Raw genomic sequence first — 21842 nt, forward strand, 5'->3', positions numbered from 1 at the left:
GTTGGTAATGACGTAGGAATGACAAACCCCGTGTAGTTGAGGAGCGGAATGACGAGAAATTGTCACGTTCCGTTTTGTAGAGCAGTAGGAGAGGCGACTCTCTTACTGACTTTAATCATCCTTCAAAAAGGGTTAAGTACCGTAGGGCATACGGGAACTTTTGGGCTAGACCCGATGAACGCTTGGGGAGAGAATACCTCTACTTTTTCAGAAGTAATTCTGTCTAAGCAAGTAATCTCTTTGAACCAAGAATCCCCGTCGCTTTAGCGCGGGGAGTGTCAAAATGGTGAAATATAGGTTGTGCAGACAGAGCGCCATGAAACACACATTATCCGTATTAGTTGAAGATGAAGCGGGAGTCTTAACCCGTATTGCTGGATTATTCGCCCGTCGCGGCTTTAATATTGAAAGTCTGGCTGTGGGTCCGGCTGAACAGATGGGAGTTTCTCGGATTACGATGGTAGTACCCGGGGACGAGGACAGCATCGAACAGTTAACCAAACAACTTTACAAATTAATTAACGTCCTCAAGGTGCAGGATATCACCCAAACCCCTTGTGTGGAAAGGGAATTAATGCTGATTAAAGTTAATGCTACCGCCGAGCGCCGAGCGGAAGTGATCGAATTAGCGCAGGTATTTCGGGCCCGGATTGTGGATATTTCCGAGGAAACCCTGACCATCGAAGTGGTGGGGGATCCGGGTAAAATGGTGGCAATTATGCAAATGCTGAATAAATTTGGCGTTCGCGAGGTGGCCCGTACCGGTAAAATTGCTCTGATTCGCGAGTCGGGAGTCAATACGGAATACCTGAAAGCTTTAGAGGCTAAAATGGCAATTTAGGCATATTGGGGATGAATTGGGGTGTTAGGGTGTTAGGGTGTTAGGGTTTTAGTTGAAATTTACCACTTCCCCACTTCCCCACTTGCCTTCAGAAGCTGATAACTGATAAAAACTATGTCTAACCAGTCGCCGAAAACCCAAATTAGTCAACTTGTCACCGTTGCCGTGCAGAAATTGCAAGGAAAGGTGAATTTTCAGGCGGTAAATCTCAAAAAAGGGGCGATAGTTCCTGAATTACGCCTTAAAAACGAGAATGGCAGCGGGGAAAGCAAATATCCCCTCATTGGTGATCGCTATTTGTTAGGTCGTAGTTCCAGTTCCTGTGATATTACTATCCGTAATACCGTGGTGAGTCAGATTCATTGTTCCCTGCAGCGGGACCCGAAAAATCCCCATAATTTCCTGCTCACAGATGAAAACTCCACTAACGGGGTTTATATGGGTAAACGTCGTCTGAAAAGCGTTTCCCTGCGTCATGGTGATACCTTTACCCTGGCCCCTCCAGATTTAGCCAATTGTGTCACCATCTCCTATTACTGTCCCCCTCCCCTGTGGGCGAAACTTTTGCGCTATGGTTTCTATGGTGCGGGGGGTATTTTCGGTTTATTAGTTCTAGCGGTTATCTGGGAAAGTCGCAGAGTTAATGTTTATCCACTCCCTTCCGGGGTGAGCGGTCCGGTGGTGGTTTATGCTAGGGATGGTCAAACTCCCCTCAATCCCAGGCGACAGGAAACTCACCAAGAATTAGATAATCTGGGCGATTTTTCTCCCTATCTGCCCAAGGCGGTTGTCGCTTCCGAAGATAGTCGTTTTTACTGGCATTTTGGCGTTGATCCTTTCGGGATTGTCCGGGCTGTTATGATTAATTGGCAAGGTCAAGGCATTCGTCAAGGGGCCAGCACCCTGACTCAACAGTTAGCGCGTAGTTTATTCCCCGAAGTCGGTCGCCAAAATACTGCCGATCGCAAACTCCGGGAGATGGTTGTCGCCTTACAATTAGAAGCAGTCTATAGTAAGGATACAATTCTCAAAACCTATCTCAATCGAGTTTATCTCGGTTTGGCCGGTTACGGTTTTGAAGATGCAGCCCGCTTTTATTTCGATAAATCCGCTAGAGATTTAGATATCTCCGAGGCTGCCACCCTTGTGGCTATGTTACCCGCCCCGAATCTATTTAATCCCATTCAAGATTACGACACTTCCGTACAATTACGCAATCGTGTCATCGATCGCATGGCTCAATTAGGCATGATTTCCCCGGAAGCGGCCGCCAGCGCTCGCAGATCCCGCATTGAAATCAGTCCCCAAGCCAAAAAATCCCTGTCTAGTACGATTGCACCATATTTTTATAGTTACGTTTTCGAGGAATTACAGGATCTTTTAGGGGAAGAAGTGGCGAAAGAGGGCAATTTTATCGTTGAAACCAGTTTAGACCGCCGGCTGCAAGCGATCGCAGAAAAAAGCTTAAAAAATAATGTCTTAAACCAAGGCCCCCGCTATCGATACTCCCAAGGAGCTTTAGTTACCCTAAACAGTCAAACTGGGGAAATTCTCGCTTTAGTCGGGGGAGTTGATTATCAAAAAAGCCAATTTAACCGCGCTATCCAAGCTAAACGTCAACCCGGTTCCACTTTTAAGGTATTTGCTTATGCTGCCGCCCTAGAAAAGGGAATATCGCCCTATAAAACCTATACCTGCGCTGGACTCTCTTGGCAAGGACAGGCCTATTCTCCCTGTGAACGCAGTAGCGGGGCCATCAATATGTTTCAAGGTTTAGCGCAATCGGAAAATAGTGTCGCCCTTCGCATTGCTCGCGAGGCAGGATTAAGTAATGTGGTCAATGTGGCGGAACTTTTGGGGGTAAAATCACCTTTAAATCCCGTACCGGGGCTAATTTTAGGGCAAAGCGAGGTAAATGTCTTAGAAATGACCGGCGCTTATGGGGTTTTTGACCATGGCGGGCGCTGGAATCGTCCCCACGCCATTAAACGCATTCTCGACGCTTCCGACTGTAAAAATGTGGAGGATTTGAGTACCTGTCGGGTTATTTATGACTATGGCAAGGATAGCGAGAGAAATCAGCAGGTAATTTCCCCTAAAACCGCCGAAACGATGAATAGTTTATTGCGGGGGGTGATAACTAATGGGACAGGCGGCGCTGCCAGTATTGGCATGGGAGAAGCGGGTAAAACGGGAACTACTAATAATTATGTGGATCTCTGGTTTATCGGCTATCTTCCCCGTCGCGACTGGGTGACAGGCATTTGGTTAGGGAATGATAATAATTCTCCCACTTCCGGCAGTAGTCAACAGGCAGCCCGGTTATGGGGCGATTATCACCGTCAGTTAATCACTACACAAAACTAATGCCAATAGGACTAGCTACTGTTCCCATTGCCTGTTCCAGAGTTCCCTAAAACCAGAGACTTCGTACCTCACTATCAAGATAACTGCTTTAAACTAATAAGGGTGTCCTAGCCCTAGCTAACACACCCCTACCGATTATTTCTGGTGGTTAATTTTCCCGCAAAAATCAACAATTGTCCGACTCACCGCAGGGGATGGACAGGGATAGATTAGATAACGACAATATTGGCTGCAGTGAGGGTTGGAAAACCAATAAGATTTGCGATTCGAACCGAAGCAACGCCACCAACACCATCTACGTCAAACCATAAAGCACCATTGGCAGTATTGTAGATAAATCTTTGATCTGCAGTAGCAGCGCTATTGATTCCCGCACCAGAACGGAATTGTGCAGTACCCAAAGGACCAGCAGTCAGTCCACCAGCGAAACCAGTGGCGGAAACATTGATAACATCACCTTGAGAGGAGCTAAAACCCGAGATCCAATCAAATCCTTCGCTGGGACTGTTGAAAACAAAATTGTCAGCACCAGCACCACCAACTAAAGTATCGTTTCCATCACCACCGACTAGGCTATCGTTTCCATCACCACCGACTAGGCTATCGTTTCCAGTGCCACCGACTAGGCTATCGTTGAACGCACTACCTGTGATGAAATAGGAATCAGTGAGGGGGAGTGGTGCGATCGTACTTACTATTTGCGGACCCGACGCTTTCGTGAAAGTAACACCGCCGGTTGTTAGTTGATAAGTGCCGGCAGTCGAAGCTCTAACAAAGGTAAGGCTATCTGCTGGCAGGGAAAGGGTCGTAGAAAAGCCTCCACCGACCCTGGAAAGGGTTGCTGTGTTATCAGCAACGCCTGCTTTGGCTATTCTCCAAACTGTATCGCCGCCCATACTTAAAAGGCCTAGGGAAGTGAGATTATCGTCGGCAAGGCCTGTTGCTGATATACTAATGGGGACAGTAGGATGGGCGTTCAGGAAAGCGGCAACTGAAGTAGTCACAGCAGGATTGAAAGTAACACCAGAGGTGGAGTCAGCGAATGATATGGTTACAGTGGGCATGATTTTTTCTTTGAATGATTTGTTTGAATTTGAAGAGTCTGATAATCTTCCTCCCGATTATTATATACCAAGAAAAAAAATGCAATCATGTTTGCGAGGCTTGTTTCCTGAATTATTGCTAATGGTTAAGTTTTTATCAATTTTGGGTTAATTTTTGGCTGGGTGTGATATAAATCAGACCAGAAATTAAAGTTAATATCACCGATAGCCAAAAAGCCACCAGAGCAATTAAATTATATTCAGAAGGCAAGGGAGCGATTAAGAGAGCGATAGCGACAATTTGGCTGACTGTTTTGCTTTTTCCCCACCAATTAGCCCCTTTTATGTCGCTATTTCCTGTTAAATTCGGATTAATGCGCCAACCAGCGATCGCTAATTCGCGAGCGAGAATCAAAAATACTCCCCAAGCAGCAATTAAATCCATTTCAATCAGAGCTAAGAGGGGAGCGAGAACCAGTAATTTATCGACCAAAGGATCGAGAAATTTACCTAATTCGGTGATTTGATTTAATTTTCGCGCTAAATAACCATCGAGCCAATCGGTGCTGGCAGCAATCAGAAAGATAATTAAACTTAACCAGCGATCGATTTCTGTGCCTTGGTGCAACCAGTATAAAATTAATGGCAGTCCCAAGAGTCGTGATAGGGTAATCGAGTTGGGTAGGTTCATTTTTCAGTAAACAGTAATCAGTAATCAGCCAACAGTAATCAGGCTCTCTTAGGTTTGGTGGGTAAAATGTATTCTAAGATACATTCCTCCTAGCGAGTGAGTGGAAGGAACCACAAAAACACAAAGGACACAAAGACTGATCGATCCTATGTAGGGCTTGCTGAAAAAGTACGGGCGAAGCATTCGGATAGAAAATCTCCGGTTTCACCGATAGGTTATGCCCAAATGCTTCGCCCCTACAGGACGCGGGCCGATGAAGACGCAAGGTTTTGAAGCACGATTCTCTCAAAATCTTGCACCTGTTTCGCAAGAAAAGCCACAAAACCCTTACCTTGCCTACATTTCACATTTATTCAGCAAGCCCTATGTAAGTTAAACTTATCACACAAAGAATAAGAGGGCTCTTCTCGACTTTGTGTGATAATTTTTGCTTATGGAATCGTGAAATGCTTATCAGGCAAGACTTTTAGTGCTATTTGGCGGAATAAACTATCAGTATAGACCTCGTTTCCACACAAATCAGTAAACATTAAACAGTCAACAGTAATCAGTAAAAAGGCAGCTCCGAGCTTGTCGCTTAATACTATTCACTTAAAACTTAAAACTTAAAACTTAGGCTCTTCGGTTTGTGTTATGCAATGGACGGGAGTTATAAGGGATGGAACCCTTATATAGAAAGGCATTTAGCGATTTTTGTTAATTGTTTTTTTCTAGAGCGAACTAATCAATTAATTTATGCCCCCCTATCGAACCATACCAAGTAACGAAGAACCAAAACTTAAAACTTAAAACTGATAACTGATAACTGATAACTGATAACTGATAACTGATAACTGATAACTGATAACTGATAACTGATAACTGATAACTGATAACTGATAACTGATAACTGATAACTGATAACTTGATAACTGATTTTAGCTGGCTAATTTGAGATCGAAATTACTTTGTTTATTGCCTAATTGCCTGAGCCAACGATAATTATAAGCTAAAGCACCCCAGAAGGTGGGATAAACGGCATAATTAACGCCAAATTCTTGGCAAACTTCTGCTAAAATTGGGGCAATTTTAGGGTAGTGAATATGACAAATTTGCGGAAAAAGATGGTGAACAACTTGATAATTTAATCCCCCTAAGTACCAATTTAAAAAGATATTTTTAGGGGCAAAGTCTACGGTAGTTCGCACTTGAAAGATTGCCCATTCGTCTTCGATTTGGTTAGCTGCCGAGGGTTGAATAAATTCGGCGGGTTCCAAAACGTGAGCTAACATAAATACATGACAGGCAAGCACTCCATAGGTCATAAAAGCAATGAGAAAACCGATCGCTATTTCTAGGGGACTATAACCAACTAAGAGAGGAATGCCAATAAACCAAAAGAGATAAACAACTTTTCCGCTCAATAAAACGAATAGATCGATCGGTTTAGGATTGGGAATTTTAATCTCGCCAAAACGATTACAAAAGAGGATAGAGCGCACATCGGAGAATGACCAATAGATAGGAATTATAGCGTAGAGAATCGGGATAAATAAATGTTGATAACGATGATACCATTTATGCTCGGCATGGGGAGTCATTCGCACGATACCATCGCCGTGAATTTCCACATCGTACCCTAAAACATTGGTGTAGGTATGATGGAGATAATTATGACGAAAACGCCAGAGATAACTGGAAGTACCGATGATATAATCGTAGCTCATGCCCATGAGAGAATTAACCCATTTTTTACTAGAATAGCCGCCATGGTTTGCATCATGACCAATGCTAAAACCGATTCCTGCTAATCCTCCTCCTAAAACCAGACAACCGATAATTTTTAGCCACCAGATATCCGGACCAAAAAGTACAAATAGCCAAGCGGCAATTACCCAAGTTAAAATCGTGATCGTCTTCAGGTACATGGCCAAATTATCTCTGGTGGGGATGCCGTTTTCGGTAAAATAAGCATCAACCCGTTTATTCAATTCCTTTCTAAAACCCTGATTTTCGGTAAAAGTTACTCGCATTCCTAATTTTTGTCCTAGAAGTTGATATGACGGCTATTTGTGGCAGCTCAGAGTGAATTTATGAGTCTTGTACTGGTTTGCTAAGGCTGTCTCACTATAACTGATAGTTTCTCATCAGTCTCTCATCTATTGTCAGAGAAAGAGGTGCGCTTGGCAAGGGAATCGCTCAATTTATTTGCTACTCTTGCAGAAAATCCTCGGTTTTTACCTAATCAGATAGCAGATACCTGTAGCCGGTGATAGAGATGAGCATTAGGTGCTTTTGTACTACTATTAAGACCATTGAAGGCGATCGAGTTTTCTGGTGCGAAGTGCCACAATTAAGAAAATCGATCGATGCGATCGCTGGAAGCGTGGCCGATGATGAAGCGGTGTATTTTTATCTGTGGCAATGGTTACAGAATGATCCTAATAACCAATTAGTCAAGTCCCATTGGATGGTTTTCTTACAATATCGCTCCTGTATGGTAACTCAAAGGGTTTATCAAAATGTCGGCCATCGGATCGATGCTGATTATGAAACCCTATTCTACTATTTGCTGAATTTGCTTTCTACGGCAATCACCAACAATCCTCGCAATTTTTACGGTAACTTTCAGGATAACAAGACCAAACCGGGATTTTTTCGCTTAATCTTAGAAAAATGGACAGATAAAAAATTAAGAAATACTCTCTATAATTTTCTGCGAGGAGAGTATAAAACGATTGGCAGGACTAATCTCGGTATAGTCAGTCTTTTTAGTGCGAATAAAATTCAAAAAGTTTTACGAACATCGGGTATCTTTACCGAGAATCATCTGCTAATATTTAACTGTTTTCGAGAGGTTAAAAAAGCTTCTCTTAGATCATTGGATAAGTGGCAAGAGGAGGATTGGCAACAGGTAATCGATCGCCTACAGCAGTTACAACCGCAAGTTATTCTCACCGTTGAGGAAGTGCAAGCAAAACTCAATCAAATAGGGGAGATAATGCGTAATCATATCGATCCTCCTTACTCTAGATTTGAGCCTACTAATTATGACGATAATAGCAATTACTTTTGGGAAAATCTCTCCAGCAAGAAGCCAAGTAACGATTTACTACAACAGCAAGAAATCCAGGAAGATATTAATAAGTTATTAATCACTCTTGAGTATGAAGTTAAACAGATTGCATATTGTTACTATCATCAAAAGATGACGCAAGCACAGATCGCTAATCGATTGGGAGTTCACTCATCTACTATTAGTCGAGAAATAACCCAATTATGTAAAAAAATTTATCAGCTACTCTGTGCAAGGGAAGGCAAAGATTGTCCTATTTTGTTAAATGAGATTAAATTACAATCTCGGCAAAAACAAGAGATCGATGCTTATCTGGAATATTTTTGTCAGTCCTACTTAACTCAAATCTAATCTGTTAGGAGATACCATGAAAGTCAACCTCGATATTTTGCAACAAATTAACCCGAAATCCCTTTGGCTAACTTTTTCGGAAACAGAGATTAAACAAGCTCGATCGATTCTCGGTCAATACTCTAATCAAACCGCCAAAAATCAGGCTTTGATTAATTACTTAGTGCAAATATGCCTAAGCAATTGGCTGAAAGATAATCTTGATTGTTCCCTTCAAATAATACCTGAAAACCATCAGTATCTTTGGGAGTTTATTAACGGGTTTACTTGGCAAATTGAAGATAAAAAAGTTACCACTATTCCCAGTCAAGCTATTGACATTGAGGGATTGACAATAGAGCAAGAATGGGTTGATATTCCCGATTTAGCGGCCGATTTTTATCTAGGGGTGCAGGTAGATTTAGCAGAAAAATTTCTCAATATCTGGGGTTTTATATCCAGAAAAGATGTTAAAAGTCTCGCAAAATACGATCCAATTTACCATCAATATTATTTGGACAGTGAGCAAATAATTGATGATTTAGATATTCTTTGGCAGAGTTGTTTAGAGGGAGAGAGTGAAAAAGGAAAACTCGAATCTTTAGCAAACTTATCGCCAGCAACAGCAGAAAATTTAATTAAAAAGTTAGGTCAAGTTTCACCCTATTCTCCGAGATTAGATATTAGTTGTCAGCAGTGGTTAGCTTTGTTGAATAATCAACAATGGCGAGAAAAACTTTATCAGCAGCGTTTAGAGGTAATCCCCACCAAACTTAGTCAATGGTTGCAGGGAATTATTACCGAAAAATGGCAGGAAATCCTCAGCACTATCGACAATTATCGTCCAATTAATCCGGGTTTTTTGTTGGCTGCTGAAAAAATCAGCAGCCGAGAATCTCTGACAGATATTCAGCGAGAAATTAGACAACTGTATGCTAGTCAAAAAGAGGTGGAATTTTCGGAACATTTAACCCCAGAGGAAGCTTTAGCAAAACTGCAACATCAAACCCAAGATGAAACTATTCGCTGGCAAGCGGCCGAATATCTCTGGAATATCGATCCTCATTATCCTAATGCTGCTATCCGCAAAATGCTCGATGTGGGTAGTCAATTAATGGGTTATAAAATCGCTTTAATGGTGGGAGTTTTATCGACCAGTCACCAGAGAATTGCTGTCTTAATTCGTGCCTATGCCATGGACAATTTTGCCAAGCTACCCCCCGGTTTATCTTTGCAAATTAGCGATGAAATAGGCCAATTAATCCCCGGTTTAGAAGCAAGAGCAAGGGAGAAACCCTTAGATAGCTATCTACAGCTTTATTTTCTAGCTGATGCCGACGATCGCTTTAATGTTAACCTAAGTTTAGGGGACAGTAGCATTACCGAGCAGTTTAGGATTTAATAGAGATAGCAGAAAATGTCAAGGGTAAAGACATGAGCAGAGTTGTGATTCTGAAAATTGGTGATGGCAGTTTTGAAACGGGATTTTCCGTCACTCTAGAAATTCGTGACAATCATCTCTTGATAGCACCTTTTGCTGAGGGGAAATTAGTCCCGAGCCTTGACATTGCTGCCGCTTTGCAAAATTATCGTCGAGCTTATTATCATTGGGTAGAAAGTCAACCCAGTTTAGGAATTACCGTTCCTCATAGCATGATCACCCATGCAGCGGTAGGTGATCCTAGAGACAACCTCAAAAAAGCCACTAAAACTTTAAAAGATAGCTTAAATGAATGGCTAAATTCCAGTTCTCTGAGTTCGATACAAAATCATATCTTGTTCCATATAGGTACTGAGTCAGAAGTAAGATTTTTTATCCAAACTACCCACTTTGATTTACAACAAATTCCCTGGGAGTCTTGGAATTTTTTACGGGATTGGTGGAATGATGTGGAAATTGCTCTTACTATCCAGAGAAATCCTCCGATAATTAACCTTACTCCTCCGATTCATGTTTTAGTAATTTTGGGTAATATTGACATCGAAAACGAGCATACTTCCCTGTGTTTATCCAGTTTGCAAACGTTACTAGGAAACCAAGATAAGGTTTCTCTGCATATATTAAGTCCAGGTTTAAAAGATACTCTTTCACCGAAAAATATTCACAAAATATTAAGTCCAGGTTTAAAAGAGCCTCTTTCACCGAAAAATATTCGCCATGAGTTGATCAAAAATCCATGGGATATTGTAGTTTATTTAGGTCATAGTCAAACCAGTAGCGACGGACACGATGGAGTTTTTATCATTGATAATGATACGGCTTTATCTGCTGACGATAACTTAAGAGATTCCCTAGAAATAGCTGTTAGAAAAGGCTTAAAACTTGTTATCTGTAACTCCTGCGATGGGTTGGGTATTGGTCGTCAGTTGGCTAATATCGGAGTACCGCATATTATTGTTATGAAAGAACCCATCGCTGTGCGGGTTGCTTTGAGATTTCTAGAAGTTTTTCTTCCCAATTTTCTTGGACATAAATCCCTACAAGAATCCTTAACAATCGCTCGGCAAGAATTAAAATTACACGGATTTGAGGAGGATGCTGCTGGTTCTTCTTTACTGCCTCTTTTGATAGAAAATCCCGAAGAACCACCGTTGATTTTACCTAAAAATAAAAGGTTATTACGTCTATCTAGTCGCTGGAAACAAGCTCTGTTATTTATTTTAAGTCTTCTGGTAACTTTATCAATTTTATATGGGGGAGGAGTATTTTCCGATGATGCTAGTAAATACCCAGAAATTAGCTTAGGTGAAGAAATATTATTAGAGACAAACCGACAAGATAACAGTCTTGAACGGGGAAGACAAGCTTTTAAAAACCAAGAATATAAACAAGCAATTCAGCTTTTTAAACAATCCCTCGATCGCTTGCCCAATAATCCAGAGATTCGCATCTATTATAATAACGCTCGTGCGGCCTATCAAGACAGAAATCCCTTAAAAATTGCCACCAGTGTTCCTCTTGGTAATAATCCAGAAATTGCTGAGGAAATTTTACGAGGTATTGCTTTATTCCAACAGGAGTTAAACGATGAACAGGCCAAAAACCCCGATTTTCACTCTCTACAGGTAGTGGTCGCTAATGATAATAATAATGCCGCAGATGCCGAAGATCGAGCCAAAAAATTTGTTAAAGATCCGTCAATCATAGCAGTGGTTGGTCATAATGCTTCTGCTGCTAGTGAAGCGGCCAAAGATATCTATGTACAAGGGAAAATTGTTGCCCTATCTCCTACGAGCTTTTCCTCGAAAATCTCTGGCAATGGCTATGTGTATAAGATGGTTCCCGAGATGGAAACTTTTGCCACAACCCTAATTGAATATATCCGGGAACAAACTGAGAAGCTAATTATCCAAAAACCCAATAATTTAATTTGTTATGATAATCGCTCTGGGGATAATTATAACTTCGCTGAAAAATATAAAAACATTCTCCGAGGTCAGAGCTTGCAAAAACTTGTTAAAGATGGAAATTTTGACTGCAATATCGAACCCAAAATTAATTTAGATGAACAGGAAATTTATCAAAAAATCGCTCAATATCAAGTAAATATACTGATGATTGCTCCCTATGTTAACGATCTGAAAAGAGCCGCTAATATCTTTAAGCAACGTCCCGCAGAACAGTTAAACTTAGTGATTTTAGGTTCCCCCACCTTTCAAAGTTATCTCACCCTTGCAGAAGGTAAACAGGGGGTAGAAAATTTAGTTATCGCCGTGCCTTGGTATGATCTCAAACAAGATAATTATATCCACAGTTTTTGGCAAAATAAGATCAACGTTTGGCGCACTCCCATGGCCTACGATGCGACTAAAGTTATCCTCACCGCTTTGCGACAGTTATCCCAACAAGGACAAAAATTCGATCGAGAATTGTTAAATCAAGTTTTAAGAAACGATTTTTCTATTGAAGGAATGACTGGCACTGTTAGATTCGATGAGAATGGTGTCCGCAACATGAATAATAATCCTGACGATCGCCGCTACTTGATTCTACAGGTCAAAAATGGTCAATTTGTCCCCCTCGCTCCCATTAAATCTGCCGGTCCAGTCTAAACCTTCCTATCCTTGTCAAGACTTTTTACAAAACTTAACCTTATCCACTGCATTAAAGTTGACCATCACTCCTAATTAACAGGTAATACCTCTAGGAGACAGACGGCATGAAATTGTTAAAAAAATTAACCCCCAAGGCCTTGATTTTTTGGCTGATCGGTGATAAGGCAGGAAATTCTCTCGTTGCGATCTGGAATTGGTTGTGGGGTATTCCCATCGAATCCGGCGGAAAAATTGCCGTAGAATCGGCCAAAGAATCCCTAGAATTGATGCAAAAATCCCTAGCGGAATTGACAGAATCGGTGGCGAAAGTAGTAGCCGCCCAGCAATCGGCTCAAGCACAATACGAGGCAAAAAAACAGGAACACACAAACTACTTGCAGCAGGCTGTCACCGCTCAAAAAAAAGGTCTTCAAGAAGCGGCAAGACTGGCTATGGTTAAGGTTATCTCCCTAGAAAAAATTCTACCCGCCATGAAAGATCGGGTTGATAATGCCGAAAAAGTGGTCATTGCTGCTAAGGAAAAACTTCGTAAAGAGCAGGAAAAAATCGAGCATTATAAGTTAGAAATGAGCAACTTAAAAGCGATTAGTTCCATGAATGAGGCTTTAGGTAAAATAAACGAATTTGATAGTAGTCTCAACCTCAATAACTCCCGCGATCGCTTTGAGGATGCCAATGAAGCGATTAACGACCGTTATCGAAAAGAAAACGTCTATAGTGAATTAAGCGAGAACTATAGCGAGAAATTAGCTCAAGAAATCGATTTCTTAAGCCTTGATGACGAAATTAACCGCCGTTTAGCCGAATTCAATCAGCAAAGTTAAGGAGTAAAGCAATGACAAAGACTGGCAAAAAAGCGGGTTTACCGCCAATTTCCTATGTTTTACTGGGGTTGATCGGTTGGTTTCTTTTTCCCCAAATCTCGGCAATATTTGCCCCAAAAGCCGATAATAATCCCCGCATCAGTTACGGCAATCATCTCCTGATCAAAACTAATTCTAACACCACCAAAGAATCAGCGATCGCTGCCATTGCTCAAGGTAATCACCAAGAAGCAGAGCAACTCCTGCAAAAATCCCTCGCTCAACATCCCAACGATCCCGAAAGCGTAATTTATCTCAGCAACCTGCAAACTGGCTCAAATCCCTTCAAAATCGCCGTTGTTGTGCCAGCGACAACTAATCCCAACGTCGCTCAGGAAATATTGCGAGGAGTCGCCAGCGCACAAACCCAGATCAATCAACAGGGAGGGATCAACGGCAGAAAACTGATGGTTATCGTGGTTAATGACGATAATCAGCCGCAGATATCGAAAGAGGTAGCCAGGGAATTAGTCAAAAATCCCGATATTATCGCCGTTATCGGTCATAATGCCTCCGATGCCAGTTTAGCCGCCGCTCCTATCTACGAAAAAGGCGGTTTGGTGATGATTTCTCCCACCTCCTTGGCTAATAATCTCTCCGGTGCGGGAAATTATATCTTTCGTCTGGTGGCTTCTAACGGCAAAATTACGGAAAAATTAGCAAATTACATAGTAAATACTGCTAAAGTCCAGAAAATTGCTTTTTGCTACGATTCTCAAGCTCCCGATAATATTTCCTTTAAAGATGAGTTGATGGCTAATGTGGCGAAAAAAGGCGGTCAAATTGTGCCGATTGTCTGCGATCTGAGTGTCCCCAATTTTAAGGCCGATCAAGCCCTTAATCAGGCGATTTCTGGGGGTGCTAACGGCCTATTTGTCGTCGCTCATGTTGATCGTCTCGATCCCGTTTTTGAGGTTATTCGCTCCAATCGTCAGCGTTTGCCTCTGTTTAGTAGTCCCACCCTCTACAATATTCGCACCCTCGAAGATGGCGGCAAAAACGTCCAAGGTTTAACCCTTGCCGCACCCTGGCACCCCTCGGTTAACCAGACTTTTGCCAATCTTATGCAGGAACAGTGGCGCGGTCCGGTTAGTTGGCGCACAGCCACCAGTTTTGACGCTACACGGGTGATTATTGCCGGTTTAAGGGAAAATCCTCAACGTCAGGGCCTACAATCCAGGCTGCGCTCCAGCAGTTTTCATCAAACAGGGGCCACCGGAAAAATTAGCTTTGATCCTAATACTGGCGATCGCGTTGGTCAACCTGTCTTAATTCAAGTGCGCTCGACTCCCTCTGGTGAGCAGTTTGTCCCTTTACCTTGAAAAGTTCCCAGTCCACAAAAGTCGGGAGAGTTGCCAACTCTCCCCCCCAAAAAATCTCAAAAATTACAATTATTTCAATGTTCAACCCCGAGCAAGAAATGAATGACTCATATGTTAAAATATGCCTAATTAGGTAGGTTTTAAAAATTGTCAGATGCTCCCTTATTGAGGGGGCATCTGCACCCCCCTTATTAAGGGGGGCAGGGGGGATCAAAGGCAAAATCTATCTTCAATTAAATTATAACTACTTACTTATGGACATCGTTATTATCGAAGATGAAATTGAAATCGCCCATTTGATTCAGCAAACTTTAGAGCGGGAATCATTTAATTGTCATCTGGCTTATAATGGTAGGGTAGGACTAGAACTATTTTATCAAAAGCAACCAGACTTAGTTATTTTAGATTTAATGTTACCGGAATTAGACGGACTGGAATTGTGTGCTATAATTCGCCAAAAACCTGGGACAAAAGACCCCTATATCCTAATGTTAACCGCTAGGGGAGAAGAGATTGATCGCATTATCGGTCTATCTACGGGAGCCGATGATTATATGGTCAAACCCTTTAGTCCCCGGGAATTAACCGCGCGGGTAAGAGCCTTATTAAGACGTAGTTTAAGACACGATAGTCAACCCCAGCAACTCCATCGCAGCCGTCATTTTATTATCGACTTAGATCAACATTCTGCTGTTCGTAAATTGGAGGGAATGCCCGAGGAAACCCTCGATTTAACCACCTTAGAATTTAATTTATTAGCTACCTTTGTCAGTTATCCCAATCGCGTCTGGAGTCGCACCCAATTAATCGATAATCTCTGGGGAAATGATTTTTTTGGCGATGAAAGGGTAGTAGATACCCATATCCGACGCTTACGCAAAAAAGTAGAACCCGATCCTGCTAATCCGATCTTTATCAAAACTGTAGTCGGTGTCGGTTATAAATTTGAGGATGACATTATTTAAAGACTATTGATCAGTTATCAGTTATCAGTTATCAGTTATCAGTTATCAGGTGCGAGTTTTCAGGTGTGAGTTTTCAGTGAATAGTATTAAGGGACAAGCTCGCAGCTGCCTTTTTACTGTTTACTGCTCACTGTTTACTGCTCACTGTTTACTGTTTACTGCTCACTGTTTACTGTTTACTGCTCACTGTTTACTGACCAACACCCCAACCCCAATAAAAAATTCTCCCTAAAGGCATTTAAGCAGTCTTTAACCCTTATGTGCTACAATTTTTGAAGATTTTGCCATTCATTTAGGTTCAATCAGGGATCACAGCCTTTTCAGGGAAATTTTATGACAAGTAACTACGGCGCGGAACAGATACAAGTTCTCGAAGGGTTAGAACCAGTCAGGAAGCGGCCGGGGATGTATATCGGTACGACTGGGCCGCGGGGACTACATCATTTAGTCTATGAAGTGGTGGACAACTCGATCGATGAGGCCCTAGCGGGTTACTGTACTCATATCGAAGTGGATATCAAGGCCGATGGTTCCGTCAGCGTCACCGACGATGGCCGGGGTATTCCCACCGATGTTCACCCGACCACGGGTAAATCTGCTCTCGAAACCGTTCTCACTATACTTCATGCCGGCGGTAAATTTGGCAGTGGTGGTTATAAAGTGTCGGGAGGGTTACACGGAGTCGGGATTTCCGTCGTTAATGCTCTTTCTGCATGGGTCGATGTCACCGTCTGGCGCGATCATAAGGTACATATCCAACGCTACGAAAGGGGTATCCCCGTCACAGAATTGGTCAGCAGTCCCAGTCAAGAGGAAAAAACGGGAACTAGGGTTAATTTCCTGCCGGACACCGAAATTTTTAGCCAAGGTATCGAATTTGATTACAGTACCCTCTCCGGACGTTTACGAGAACTAGCCTACTTAAATGCCGGTGTTAAAATCACCTTTAGCGATTACCGTCCCGAAGAACCCCACATCGAAACCTATTGTTATGAGGGGGGTATTAAAGAATACGTCGCCTATATGTGTCGGGAAAAAGAAACCCTGCACAAAGATATTATCTATGTATCGGGGGAAAAGAACGGAATTAATATCGAAGTGGCGTTTCAGTGGTGTATAGATGCCTATAGCGACAATATTCTCGGTTTTGCTAATAATATCCGCACCATTGACGGGGGAACTCACTTAGAAGGATTAAAGGCAGTTCTGACTCGTACTTTAAATAATGTCGCTCGTAAACGCAATAAAATTAAAGAAAACGAGCCTAATCTAGCGGGGGAAAACGTCCGCGAGGGTTTAACCGCCGTTATTTCCGTAAAAGTCCCCGAACCGGAATTTGAGGGACAAACCAAGACCAAATTGGGTAACACTGAAGTCCGGGGTATTGTTGATTCCCTGGTGGGGGAAACTCTCAACGAATACCTAGAACAAAATCCCCAAGTGGCCGACACGATTATTGAAAAAGCAGTACAAGCGTACAAGGCGGCGGAAGCAGCCCGACGGGCCCGGGACTTAGTACGACGGAAATCGGTCTTGGAATCCTCCCCTTTACCGGGTAAATTGGCTGATTGTAGCGAAAGAGACCCAGAAAAGTCAGAAATTTACATCGTTGAAGGGGACAGCGCCGGCGGCTGTTTTCATGGTGATACAGAAATCGCCCTTGTCGATGGACGCAACCTCAGTTTTAAACAGCTAGTGACCGAACAAGCGCAAGGAAAGGAACATTTTTGTTATACCATTCGTGACAATGGCACGATCGGGGTTGAACGAGTTATTAATGCCCGCATCACCAAAAAAGACGCAGAAGTAATTAAAATTACTCTCGATCATGGTGAAGCGATTATTTGTACTCCTGACCATCTTTTCCTGTTAAGAGATGGTAGCTATAAACCTGCTGCGGCTTTAACTCCAGAAGATGCTTTAATGCCTTTGTATCGGAAATTGTCCGATCTTCGTGACCCCGGAATCACCATTAACGGTTATGAAATGGTCTGGAATCCCGCTTCCGATTCTTGGTTGTTCACTCATGCGATCGCTGATGGGTATAATCGTTGGCAGGGAATTAACACAATCAAGAAAACTTACTATCAAAAAACCCTAGCGACCTTAAAACAAATTGAGATCGATCGAGGTTATATTGATTTGGAAGCTTATCAAAAATATCGGCTTCAGACGCGGGATAAATCAATATTGCGATTCGATTCTTTCTGCGATCGCTACTTTGATGGTGATAAAAATAAAGCCTTAGAAGCGGTGGCTAATTACAATCATCGAGTTGTGGCGATCAAGCGATTAGAAACAAGATTCGATGTCTATGATATCGAGGTTCCTCATACCCATAACTTTGCCCTTGCTTCCGGCGTTTTCGTCCATAACAGTGCCAAACAGGGGCGCGATCGTCGTTTTCAAGCGATTCTACCTCTGCGGGGAAAAATCCTCAATATCGAAAAAACCGATGATGCCAAAATCTACAAAAATACGGAAATTCAATCCTTAATTACGGCCCTCGGTTTAGGGATTAAAGGAGAAGATTTCGACCCCTCACAATTGCGCTATCATCGCATTGTTTTAATGACTGATGCTGATGTGGATGGCGCACACATCCGAACTTTGTTGTTAACTTTCTTCTATCGTTATCAGAAGAATTTAATTGACCAAGGTTATGTATATATCGCCTGTCCTCCTCTCTATAAATTGGAACGCGGTAAAAATCATTCCTACTGCTATAGCGATCGAGAATTACAGCAAAAGATAGCGGAATTTCCCTCCAATGCTAACTACACAATCCAACGTTTTAAAGGGTTAGGAGAAATGATGCCCCAACAACTTTGGGATACTACTATGAATCCCGAAACTCGCACTTTAAAACGGGTAGAAATCGAAGACGCAGCCAAAGCTGAGGAATTATTTACGATTCTTATGGGCGATCGAGTTGCCCCCCGGCGAGAATTTATCGAAACCCACGGACCGCGTTTAAATCTTACAGATTTGGACATTTAAACGGTAACTTTGGGCTGTGTTAGTCTAGGCTAATACAGCCCCCGATAAAATCCCTAAATCCAGTTACTAATCGGAGGGTTAGGGATTCAAGGAAACTGGGGTGCATTCCACGACTTCATCGAAAAAATCAGCCGGCAGCGGTGGATTATCGGGGTCTTCTAGGGCATTTTTGGCAATTTCCGCATCGTTCATCCCTTTAACTTTCTCCCAGTCCGTTTTGGCTTTCAACTTCGCCCACTGTTCGCGGGTGACTCTGGTAATATGTTCTTCGTTCACGGTTGTTAGCCCTCCTAGCACTAATTATTCGACGAACCGAGCCACGCCATGTATAGTGTGATTTTAAACTAACTTTTGGATAGCTGCTACTAACTGCTCGATTTCCGAGGGCAAAGTGAAATAATGAACACAGGCACGCACACAGAGGGGGTCGAGGAGAGTTCGCAGTAAAAACCCTTGTTTTTCTAGCTGTTGCACTAACTTTTGTGGGGTGATAGCCGAGTCAATTTGAAAGGAAACTAAACCGGATTCCGGTGGAGAATTTTTTAAACATTTCACCCCTTTAATATTCTTTAATTCTTCCCAGAGATAAGCCGCTAATTGACAGATTTTTTCGTATCTTTGTCCCCCATCACCCCAGGTGTTATGTACCGCAATAGTTGCCCTTAAACCCTCAAATTGAGGATAGGCAGAAGTGGCCACTTCAAAGCGTCTGGCATCCGGTTTCCAACCGATAGGCTGTCCTCGGTTATCTGTTTCAACACCGCGCCAACCGATAAAAGTGGGCTGTAAACTAGGGAAAATTTCGGGACGAATATACAACCCCCCCACACCGGCCGGTCCACACCACCATTTATGACCCGTAAAAGCATAACAATCGGCGGCAGTAGTGCTTAAATCTAAGGGCAAACAACCCACGGATTGGGCAGCATCCACCACCACTAAAACGGGTTTTTCGGTGACGGAATTATCATGACAAAGTTGCGAGATTTCCTTGAGGGGTAAAACCTGTCCGGTATTCCAGAGAACATGACTAACCACCAAAACCCTAGTTTTTGGACGTAGATGAGCGGAAATCACTTCTATCGGGTTGCCACCGTTTAAAGTTTCCCGAATAGGACAAGTGGAGATTTCCAGATGATAACGACGGGCAATTTCCCGAACTGTGGCCATAATTCCGGGGTGTTCACAATCGGTTAGTAAAATATGTTCCCCCGCTTGCCAATCAACTCCCCAGAGGGCGATATTACAGCCCACAGTGACATCCTCGGTGATAGAGAGATTGCTGGGGCTAATTCCCAACTCCTGAGCCATTTCTTGCCTGAGAAGTTCCGTTTTTTTGGTAATCCAATCGTTTACCTGTCCTGAAAAAGGCCCCTTTTGTTGGAGAAAATTATGGGCATCGATAATTGCTTCTAATCCGGCCTTGGGCAAGGTTCCCTGACCACCGAAATTAAAATAAACTTTATTGCTAAGTCCCCGAAATTCCTGTCTTTGTTCGGCTAAATCCGCTTTACTAACGGGGCAATCGAGGCTATTTTCGTCTAAATTCTGCATAAGCGAGGAGATGGGGGGTCAGTTATCAGTTATCAGTTATCGGTTATCAGTCAGAAGGTGTTGGGTTTTGGGGTTTTAGGGTTTTAGTTGAATTCCCCATTTCCCCATTTCCTGACGACGGACGACCGAAGGCTGAATTCTATCGACGGATTAAGTCGCAATTGTCACAATAGTATTAGAGTAGAGGAAACATACTTGGGAATGTTTTCTTTTTTTAAGTTTATTATTTTTTACTTTACCTCACAGGTCCAGGAAAGCTTAACTTTTCTCCTTGATAGAATGCTACTGACCGATGATTTACTTCTAGACTACCAACGTTGTCAACGCCGTGGGTTTTTAAATCTCTACGGCAATAGCCAAGAAAAAGACCCTGAGCGAGATTTTTTGCTTAAATTGCGCCAGGAGAGTCAAATTCACGTTAAAAAAGTCCTGCAAGACTCCTATCCCGATTATTGTTCCCTGACTACCCCCAGCACTGATATTTTGGCCGCCGCTAGGGAAACGGAAGCTTTGATGCGTCAGGGGGTACCCTGTATTTATCACGGAGTCCTTTTGCAATCTACCTATCCCGTCTCTTTAACCGGTTCCCCGCATTTATTAATTAAACAGGCAGGAGAGTCGAAATTTGGCGATTGGGTTTATTATCCCCTCAATATTCAACTCGGGCGCCGTCCTAAGCCTGAATATAAGCTGCTGGCTACTTTTTACGCCTATTTATTGGCTAGTATGCAGGGAGTTTTTCCCAGTTATGCGGAAATTGTCCTACGTCGTCATAATCGCTATCGGGTGGAATTGAATCTCTGGTTAACTAAACTAGAGGAAATAATCAAAAAGTTCGGCGCCATGGTGATTAATCGCCAAGAACCAGAAGTTTTTATCTCGCGTCAGCGTTGCAGTTTATGTCATTGGTATAGTCACTGTTATGGTATCGCCCAAGCGAGTCAACATCTTTCTTTAGTCCCGGGGGTGACTCCTAGTCGTTACCAATTTTTACAGTCTTTGGGGGTTTCCACCATGGAATCCCTGGCGCTTACCTGTCCTACCCGTATGGGGGAGGGGATGGGGTTAGAGGTGGCTAATCAGTTACAATTACAGGCCCAAGCAATTATTGAAAATCGGCCCTTTCGCAAAAGTAACGGCAAAACTGCTTATTTGTCTCCCCTACCGAGGGCCGAGATTGAATTTTATTTTGATATCGAAGCGGAACCAGAACAGAATTTAGATTATCTTTTGGGGATTTTACGGGTTGATTATCGAGTTAATACCCAGCAATTTTATCCCTTTTTGGCAGAAAAGCCGGAAGATGAAGGCAGGATATGGCAGGAATTTTTAACCTTAGTCATGCAGGATTATCAAGCACCAATTTTTCACTTTTCTGAGTACGAAGTGGAAACAATTAAGCGATTGGGTTATCTTTATAAAACTCCTTCTTCTTTGATTAATCAGTTAGTTTCTCGCTGTTTTGATCTGCACTATCATGTAGTTAACTCGGTAACTTTTCCCGTGGAAAGTTATTCTTTAAAATCCCTCGCTAACTGGATTGGCTTTCAATGGCGCGACCGGGGAGTAAGCGGGGATCAATGCGTTTGGTGGTATGACCAGTGGTTAAAAACAGGAGATCGGACTTTATTGGCGGCTATTTTGCGTTACAATGAGGATGATTGTCGCGCCACCTTTAGGCTAAAAGATTGGCTTGTAAACTTTTTAATTTGATTCTAAAGATTTATGACAAATAGGGGGTAATGTAGCCGCTGC

The 21842-nt window shown here is 42.6% G+C and carries 15 protein-coding genes and 1 pseudogene; 11 read left to right on the forward strand and 5 right to left on the reverse strand.

Going from position 1 to position 21842, the window contains the following annotated elements:
- Window positions 1-117: 117 nt before the first annotated feature.
- The 3 genes and pseudogenes from EWV66_RS04790 to EWV66_RS04800 all read left to right on the forward strand — a co-directional run.
- Window positions 118-267: pseudogene (locus EWV66_RS04790) on the forward strand (RNA-guided endonuclease TnpB family protein); the annotation flags it as partial.
- A gap of 49 nt (window positions 268-316) precedes the next feature.
- Window positions 317-841 (forward strand): acetolactate synthase small subunit, encoded by a 525-nt coding sequence (ilvN, locus tag EWV66_RS04795; protein ID WP_002743360.1) that lies wholly within the window; start codon window positions 317-319, stop codon window positions 839-841.
- A 114-nt stretch (window positions 842-955) separates the two neighbouring features.
- Window positions 956-3208 carry a PBP1A family penicillin-binding protein gene (locus EWV66_RS04800; protein WP_052276867.1) on the forward strand — a complete coding sequence of 751 codons (2253 nt, stop codon included), beginning with the start codon at window positions 956-958 and terminating at the stop codon, window positions 3206-3208.
- 209 nt (window positions 3209-3417) lie between these two features.
- Here EWV66_RS04800 and EWV66_RS04805 read toward each other — a convergent pair whose 3' ends face one another.
- The 3 genes from EWV66_RS04805 to EWV66_RS04815 all read right to left on the reverse strand — a co-directional run bounded on the left by EWV66_RS04805 (window position 3418) and on the right by EWV66_RS04815 (window position 6954).
- Window positions 3418-4272, reverse strand: a complete 855-nt coding sequence (locus EWV66_RS04805; protein WP_287115913.1) for a calcium-binding protein — start codon at window positions 4270-4272, stop codon at window positions 3418-3420.
- A 136-nt stretch (window positions 4273-4408) separates the two neighbouring features.
- The gene (pgsA, locus tag EWV66_RS04810; RefSeq protein WP_002759356.1) at window positions 4409-4942 is read right to left on the reverse strand and encodes a CDP-diacylglycerol--glycerol-3-phosphate 3-phosphatidyltransferase; all 534 of its coding nucleotides are present in this window, start codon (window positions 4940-4942) and stop codon (window positions 4409-4411) included.
- 917 nt (window positions 4943-5859) lie between these two features.
- On the reverse strand, window positions 5860-6954 hold the full coding sequence (locus EWV66_RS04815) for a fatty acid desaturase family protein (RefSeq protein WP_287109122.1): 1095 nt from the start codon (window positions 6952-6954) through the stop codon (window positions 5860-5862).
- Between the two features lie 245 nt (window positions 6955-7199).
- On the opposite strand from EWV66_RS04815, the gene EWV66_RS04820 reads away from it, so the two are divergent.
- From EWV66_RS04820 to gyrB, 7 genes are all read left to right on the forward strand, one after another.
- On the forward strand, window positions 7200-8348 hold the full coding sequence (locus tag EWV66_RS04820) for a sigma-70 family RNA polymerase sigma factor (protein WP_287109123.1): 1149 nt from the start codon (window positions 7200-7202) through the stop codon (window positions 8346-8348).
- Window positions 8349-8364: 16 nt separating this feature from the next.
- On the forward strand, window positions 8365-9729 hold the full coding sequence (locus EWV66_RS04825; protein ID WP_287109125.1) for a DUF1822 family protein: 1365 nt from the start codon (window positions 8365-8367) through the stop codon (window positions 9727-9729).
- Window positions 9730-9761: 32 nt separating this feature from the next.
- Window positions 9762-12380, forward strand: coding sequence for an ABC transporter substrate-binding protein (locus EWV66_RS04830; RefSeq protein ID WP_287109127.1), 2619 nt, complete (start codon window positions 9762-9764; stop codon window positions 12378-12380).
- A 107-nt stretch (window positions 12381-12487) separates the two neighbouring features.
- Complete coding sequence (locus EWV66_RS04835) at window positions 12488-13207, forward strand: PspA/IM30 family protein (protein WP_052276873.1); 720 nt, start codon at window positions 12488-12490, stop codon at window positions 13205-13207.
- Between the two features lie 11 nt (window positions 13208-13218).
- Window positions 13219-14568 (forward strand): ABC transporter substrate-binding protein, encoded by a 1350-nt coding sequence (locus EWV66_RS04840; RefSeq protein ID WP_052276874.1) that lies wholly within the window; start codon window positions 13219-13221, stop codon window positions 14566-14568.
- A gap of 254 nt (window positions 14569-14822) precedes the next feature.
- Window positions 14823-15533: a response regulator transcription factor gene (locus EWV66_RS04845; RefSeq protein ID WP_052276875.1), complete on the forward strand. Its 711-nt coding sequence runs from the start codon at window positions 14823-14825 to the stop codon at window positions 15531-15533.
- A gap of 333 nt (window positions 15534-15866) precedes the next feature.
- Window positions 15867-18533, forward strand: a complete 2667-nt coding sequence (gene gyrB / locus EWV66_RS04850) for a DNA topoisomerase (ATP-hydrolyzing) subunit B (protein WP_185237220.1) — start codon at window positions 15867-15869, stop codon at window positions 18531-18533.
- 78 nt (window positions 18534-18611) lie between these two features.
- Here the strand turns inward: gyrB and EWV66_RS04855 are convergent, their stop codons facing one another.
- Entirely contained in the window at window positions 18612-18809 is a 198-nt protein-coding gene (locus tag EWV66_RS04855; protein WP_052276876.1) for a hypothetical protein, read from the reverse strand.
- Between the two features lie 63 nt (window positions 18810-18872).
- A complete protein-coding gene (locus EWV66_RS04860; RefSeq protein WP_052276877.1) occupies window positions 18873-20087 on the reverse strand; it encodes an aminotransferase class V-fold PLP-dependent enzyme in 1215 nt (404 codons plus the stop codon).
- Window positions 20088-20366: 279 nt separating this feature from the next.
- Between EWV66_RS04860 and EWV66_RS04865 the strand changes: the two genes are divergently transcribed.
- Complete coding sequence (locus EWV66_RS04865; RefSeq protein WP_052278472.1) at window positions 20367-21800, forward strand: TM0106 family RecB-like putative nuclease; 1434 nt, start codon at window positions 20367-20369, stop codon at window positions 21798-21800.
- Window positions 21801-21842: the final 42 nt, after the last annotated feature.

The organism is Microcystis sp. M_OC_Ca_00000000_C217Col (assembly GCF_007095585.1).
In the GTDB taxonomy this organism is placed as follows: Bacteria; Cyanobacteriota; Cyanobacteriia; order Cyanobacteriales; family Microcystaceae; genus Microcystis; species Microcystis panniformis.

Bases quoted from the DNA above. Each gene is read 5' to 3' on its own strand.
- gyrB (WP_185237220.1), top strand. From the start codon at position 15,867: ATGACAAGTAACTACGGCGCGGAACAGATACAAGTTCTCGAAGGGTTA.
- EWV66_RS04840 (WP_052276874.1), top strand. From the start codon at position 13,219: ATGACAAAGACTGGCAAAAAAGCGGGTTTACCGCCAATTTCCTATGTT.
- EWV66_RS04800 (WP_052276867.1), top strand. From the start codon at position 956: ATGTCTAACCAGTCGCCGAAAACCCAAATTAGTCAACTTGTCACCGTT.
- EWV66_RS04830 (WP_287109127.1), top strand. From the start codon at position 9,762: ATGAGCAGAGTTGTGATTCTGAAAATTGGTGATGGCAGTTTTGAAACG.
- pgsA (WP_002759356.1), bottom strand. From the start codon at position 4,942: ATGAACCTACCCAACTCGATTACCCTATCACGACTCTTGGGACTGCCA.
- EWV66_RS04865 (WP_052278472.1), top strand. From the start codon at position 20,367: ATGCTACTGACCGATGATTTACTTCTAGACTACCAACGTTGTCAACGC.
- EWV66_RS04835 (WP_052276873.1), top strand. From the start codon at position 12,488: ATGAAATTGTTAAAAAAATTAACCCCCAAGGCCTTGATTTTTTGGCTG.
- EWV66_RS04845 (WP_052276875.1), top strand. From the start codon at position 14,823: ATGGACATCGTTATTATCGAAGATGAAATTGAAATCGCCCATTTGATT.
- EWV66_RS04820 (WP_287109123.1), top strand. From the start codon at position 7,200: ATGAGCATTAGGTGCTTTTGTACTACTATTAAGACCATTGAAGGCGAT.
- EWV66_RS04860 (WP_052276877.1), bottom strand. From the start codon at position 20,087: ATGCAGAATTTAGACGAAAATAGCCTCGATTGCCCCGTTAGTAAAGCG.
- EWV66_RS04815 (WP_287109122.1), bottom strand. From the start codon at position 6,954: ATGCGAGTAACTTTTACCGAAAATCAGGGTTTTAGAAAGGAATTGAAT.
- EWV66_RS04825 (WP_287109125.1), top strand. From the start codon at position 8,365: ATGAAAGTCAACCTCGATATTTTGCAACAAATTAACCCGAAATCCCTT.
- ilvN (WP_002743360.1), top strand. From the start codon at position 317: ATGAAACACACATTATCCGTATTAGTTGAAGATGAAGCGGGAGTCTTA.
- EWV66_RS04805 (WP_287115913.1), bottom strand. From the start codon at position 4,272: ATGCCCACTGTAACCATATCATTCGCTGACTCCACCTCTGGTGTTACT.